Source organism: Pseudomonas sp. GW821-FHT01E10, from assembly GCF_059422365.1.
The window spans coordinates 1-5,475 of sequence record NZ_JBWKWT010000040.1 but is presented as its reverse complement, the minus strand read 5'-3'; the positions used below and the strand labels follow the sequence as shown (position 1 = coordinate 5,475).

General features: G+C 55.1%; 5 protein-coding genes. All 5 read left to right on the top strand.

What is annotated here, in order from left to right:
- Positions 1–2,583: RHS repeat-associated core domain-containing protein (locus tag AC07V0_RS29915; protein WP_495007737.1), on the top strand; the 2,583-nt coding region annotated here is incomplete at its 5' end.
- 37 nt (positions 2,584–2,620) lie between these two features.
- Complete coding sequence (locus tag AC07V0_RS29910; RefSeq protein WP_086946468.1) at positions 2,621–3,208, top strand: DUF8309 domain-containing protein; 588 nt, start codon at positions 2,621–2,623, stop codon at positions 3,206–3,208.
- Positions 3,209–3,323: 115 nt separating this feature from the next.
- Positions 3,324–3,923 (top strand): hypothetical protein, encoded by a 600-nt coding sequence (locus AC07V0_RS29905; protein WP_086946469.1) that lies wholly within the window; start codon positions 3,324–3,326, stop codon positions 3,921–3,923.
- Between the two features lie 41 nt (positions 3,924–3,964).
- Positions 3,965–4,246: a hypothetical protein gene (locus tag AC07V0_RS29900; protein ID WP_086946470.1), complete on the top strand. Its 282-nt coding sequence runs from the start codon at positions 3,965–3,967 to the stop codon at positions 4,244–4,246.
- Positions 4,247–4,342: 96 nt separating this feature from the next.
- A partial coding sequence (locus AC07V0_RS29895) for a DUF6531 domain-containing protein (protein WP_495007736.1) occupies positions 4,343–5,475 on the top strand: 1,133 nt, incomplete at its 3' end.

The following is a 5,475-nucleotide window of genomic DNA, read 5'->3' as shown; positions in this document are numbered from 1 at the left end:
ACCGACCCGCTGGGCCGCAGCGACTCGACCTTATGGCTCGAGCACTGGGCCTTGCCGCTGGTGGAAACCGATGCCGCCGGCAACAGCTGGCAATATCGCTACGATCAACGCGGCAACTGCATCGCCGAAACCGATCCACTGGGCCATGTCACCCGCTACCGCTACGACGCCCACGGCCAGGTCGTCGATATCATCGACGCCACCGATAAAAGCAAAAAGCTGCGCTGGAACCCGTTCGGCCAACTGGTCGAACACATCGATTGCTCGGGTTATCCGACGCGGTATGGCTATGACAATCGTGGCTACCTTCAGGTCATCACCGACCCACTCGGGGAGCGTACAACCTTCACATATGACACAGTGGGCCGGTTGCTCAGCCGCCAACTTCCCGATGGTCGCTTTGAACATTATCAACGTAACGCCAGTGGTCAATTGACGGAACATACCGACCCATCAGGTCATACCACTCATTACCAATACAACCTTCGGGGTCGAATTCGTCAACGTACGGATGCCCATGGCCGGCAGGTGCAATTCAGTTATGACAGTTACGGGCGGCTACAAGCTCTGACTAATGAAAACGGCGAAAATTATCGGTTTACCTGGGATGCCAGCGACCGTCTGATTGAACAACAGGATCTCGATGGAAGCGCCCATCGCTATGATTACGACGTTCTGAACAGCATTACCCGCGTAGTCTCGTTGCCTACGCAATATGGTGACGGGCTTGCTGTTGTCTCGGAAACGCCCGAAAAGCCTATCGTCCACCGCCTGGAGCGAGATGCGGTTGGGCGTCTGGTTGCCAAGATCACTGACGATGGCCGCACTGATTACACTTACGATCCGTTGGATCAACTGATCGCGATCACTTTCAGAGACACCCAGGGCCGCGAACAAAAACTCGGTTTTGTATATGACGCTCTGGGCCAGCCACTCGAAGAACAAAGTTTGGGCGGCAGTTTAAAACATCGCTACGATGAACTCGGTAATCTGATCCAGACCCAACTGCCCGACGGCCGCTGGATCAATCGGCTGTATTACGGCAGTGGTCATCTGCACCAGATCAACCTCGACGGCCAGGTCATCAGTGACTTCGAACGTGATCGCCTGCACCGTGAGGTATTTCGCACACAGGGCCAAATCAATACCAGAACTGAATATGATCGCGGCGGGCGCCTGCGTTCATACGTGCGGCGCCCGAATAGCCAGCCGCGACAATTACCTGGAGCGACACAAACACACTTCGACTATGACCCCAGCGACAACCTGATTGCGCGCCTCGGACAAAAAGCAGGCACTGCGCATCGACAGTTTTTGCATTACGACGCTACCGACCGAATCATCGCCAGCCAAGACAACATTCAAGGGCAGCATGAAATCTATGCCTATGATGCGGCGGCCAATTTATTGGACGGCCCGCAACCGGGGGCAGGTCTGGTAGTACATAACAAATTGTTGACCTATCAGGACAAACGCTACCGCTACGATAGTTTCGGTCGACTGATCGAAAAACGTAGTGGCAGCCGAGGGGTTCAGCGCTTCAGGTACGACGCCGAAAGCCGTGTGATCGAAGTTCGAAATCAGAGTGCGGCGGGTGAAACTATCGTCAAGATGGCGTATGACCCCTTGGGTCGGCGCATTGAAAAAACCGTACAAGACAAGAATGGTTATCCGCTTGGCACCACTCGTTTTGTGTGGGACGGCTTGCAACTGTTTCAGGAGCACCGGAACAACCAGACTAGCCTGTACCTTTATGAAGACGGCAGCTACGAGGCGCTGGCGCGCGTTGACGGAATGGGCCCGCTGCAAAAAATCCGTTACTACCACAATGACCCCAATGGGTTGCCGCAGGAGCTCACGGAACACGATGGGCACTGCATCTGGCAGGCCAATTATCGAGTCTGGGGTAATACCGCCAAGGAGACTCGTGAGCCGTACTATATAGAAGAGCAGAATCTGAGATTCCAGGGACAATACTTGGACCGGGAAACCGGACTGCACTACAACACGTTCAGGTTTTACGACCCTGACATTGGTCGGTTCATTACGCCTGATCCAATAGGGCTCGCCGGCGGTCTGAACCTCTATCAGTATGGCCCCAACCCGATGGGTTGGAGTGATGCATGGGGGCTGGCGGGCAGTCCAACTACGGCAACCCATATCACCTATCTGGGCGTCGACAAAGCAACCGGTAAAGCCTATGTCGGCTATGCCAGCATGCAAGGTAAACAGGTGGGTTCAGACGTGCTGAACTATCGCTATGGATCGAGTTTTGATCGCTTTGGTGGTCAAGCTCCTCAGGTCCTGCATACAGCATACGGCCAGGACGGAAAGGACGTTACCCGTGGGCTGGAGCAACGCGTTTATGAAGGGTTAGGCGGAAAAGACGGCACCGCCAACGCGCAGAATCCGGTGGGCCAAGGTAATGCGCGAAGAAAAGAATATCTTGCTGCTGCTGATAAACATCTGGCCAAAACACCGGCAGGCAAAGCCTTGGATAAACGTATAAAAGCCGCCAACAAAGCCAGAGTCAAAGCCGCCGCTAAAGGGGTCAGCAAAGGCAGAGGAGGCCGTTGCTCATGAGTGATTCGTTAATGATTATTAAGATGGAGTGAGCCCCATGGCCAAACGCATAACCTGGAAGGAAGGCGATTTAGTCAGCCTCAAACTGCGAGACGATTTATATACCGTAGGCCAGATGATCAAAAATTCCGTCATGCGTTTTTACGACGTGAGAAGCGTGAATGGAATCTGGAGCGATCTCGTGCTGGACGACAGTAAAATTCTGTTCAGCGGTTTTGTAGGGAAGGTCGTTACCCAACGACTTGCCGTCGAAAAGCTACAACCTACGACTCCACTGGTCCTGTCAGACCACGAACGTTACTGGTTAAGACCGCACGTTAACTTTGAAGGTGGATTCCCCTTCCGCGGTGCCGACCTGATCGATACCGGCAAAGACTGCGCTATCGATTACAGCTTGGCACCCGTGCGTCAAAAAGATCTGAAGCTTTCAAAAAATCGCGATGCTATTGAACAGTATGAGCTTACCAACATGTGGGGGGACGACGACTTGAGCGACAGATTGTGCCGCTATTTCGATACTGGACTTAACCGTGACGATTTGAAATTTGAAGTATTTCCGGGGCTGTGGACGGATCGTGAGAGTCTGCAGCCTTTAACCCGACGTTTACCTGTACCACTAAGATAAAAAGCAGCGTTTAATGCACAGCGGTTGGTAATAGCTATAAAGGCGCTTGATTCACTGCATTAAACGCTTGGCAAGCCTAAATGCGTCACTTGAGTTTTTATTCGGAATAACGAACATGAGCGCGTTAGAAAAGGCACTAATAGAGCTGCGCCGTATCCACAAGAAGTTTCAGTCAGAGGGCAGCTTCGAAAAGAATGGCCAAGTCAACGCCACATGGCCGCAAACGCTTGAACGCTCTGTCGAAACTGACTTTTTCTATGACAACTACGAGCCTGTGGGTGTTGAGATAGAGACAGGTTTGACTCCGATACGTTTTTTTGATCTGAACACCCTTGAAGATGACCAAGTGGGCTACAAGTGGGATGGCAATTCAAACAAGTCGCAGCTCAACCCACGCTGGCCAGCCAGTTTTGTAGTATTCATGGATGATATCGGAGGTGGTAAACCTGTCATCGCTGTTACCGACATTGAGGGTACACCTGTATTTGCCAGCTATGACGTGGCTTTGCCTTTCAAAATTGCCGACTCATTGGCTGATTTCTTTTTCGCTCTTGCAAAATTGATTGAGGTTGTCCACGGAAAATTCGAAATATTTGAGATCTATAACGACGATGACGAGCTTTCCAGCAAGTTCGTGAAATTACTCACAAAGGAAGTCAGTCCCCTACTGGGGAAAGAAAATTTCGAACGGTTTTTTGATTACTTTTATGGTTGATCTTCAGGTCATGATTCTGACCCGGCCAATGAGCGCAGAAGATGGAACAACTGGAAGACGAATACCCCGGCGATTCCGATTGGAATGTGTTTGTGCGGTTATACGAAGAGGACTATCTCGACGACAACGCCCGCACACTGGCCAAAGTAATGGATGGTTACCTCGATATGGCGGTCGTCCTCAACGGTAAAAGAGGGCTTGAGGAAGGGTTGTGGTGGATCAAACAGAAAGTGCCCGCCCTCGGTAACAAACGGCCGGCCGATTGCCTCAAGAATCCGAAGCTGATCAAACGCCTGAGAATGGCGCTGATGAGTATGCCGTAACCTACACGGAGAAAGGTGCAATGGAAGGCATCGAATTGCGCAACCCGCACAACGATTACGCAGCCGTCAGAAACTTACGTCGGATTAACATCCCACATGTCTGACGCACTCTGGGCCGCCCGGCTGGGCGATGCCCTCGACCACACCTCGATGATGGCCGACATTCTTGGCGGCGTGCTGGAGGTGGCAGCGAACATCGCGATCACCGCGCTGGCGACGGCTGCCGTGGTGGCGGCCACGGGCATCACCGTCGCCACCGGCGGCCTCGGCTGCTTCCTGCTCGGCGCGGTGGTGGGCACCATCGTCGGCCTTGCCATGAGCAAGACCGGGGCCGACAAGGGCCTGAGCAACCTGTGCGAGAGCTTCAGCAATGCGCTGTTCCCGCCCACGGTGCAGGCGACGATTCTCACCGGTTCCACCAACACCCTGACCAACAACATTCCCGCCGCCCGGGCCGCCGGGGCGATTCCGTCCCATGTCGCGCCGGCCGGCACCGAGCTGGAGACACCCGAGCCCGAAGCCGAGCCCAGCTATCTGGACATGGCCGAGAGCTTCTTCTCGCAGATGTGGCGCCCCACCGTCGCCACCCCTGCGCCCGGCGCCGTACCCAAGCCGCTGGACCTGGTCACCTGCATGAAGCATCCGCCGATGCCGCCGCAGTTTCTGGCCGAGGGCTCGGACAAAGTCACCATCAACGGCCAGCCCGCCGTGCGCAGCGGCGACCGCACCACCTGCGACGCCAAGGTCGTATCGTCCGGGCTGATCTCATCGAACGTGACCATTGGTGGCGGTTCGGTGGTAGTGCGTGAGATCCGCAGCGGCAAGACCCCGGGCGTGGGGCTGGCGGTCACCGCGTTGCTGATGCTCAAGGGCGGCAAGGGCAAGTTCTTCAGCAAACTGCCGTGCATGCTGATCGGCGGCGCGACGTCGATGGCTGTCAGCAGCGCCATGGGCGCCATGGCCAACGCCGCCATGGGTTCGTCGAACCCGGTGCATGCTGCGACCGGGGCCAAGGTGCTGGGTGGGGACGAAGAGCTGGATTTCGTGCTGCCGGGCATCTTGCCGATCGATTGGCAGCGCTTCTACAACAGCCGCGACGAACGCCGCGACAGCTTGTTCGGAGCGGGTTGGAGCGTGTCCTACGAGGTGCGGGTTGAAATCCTGCCTCACCCGGAGGGCGGGGAAACGCTGGTGTACACCGATGAACAGGGCCGGCGCATCGATATGGG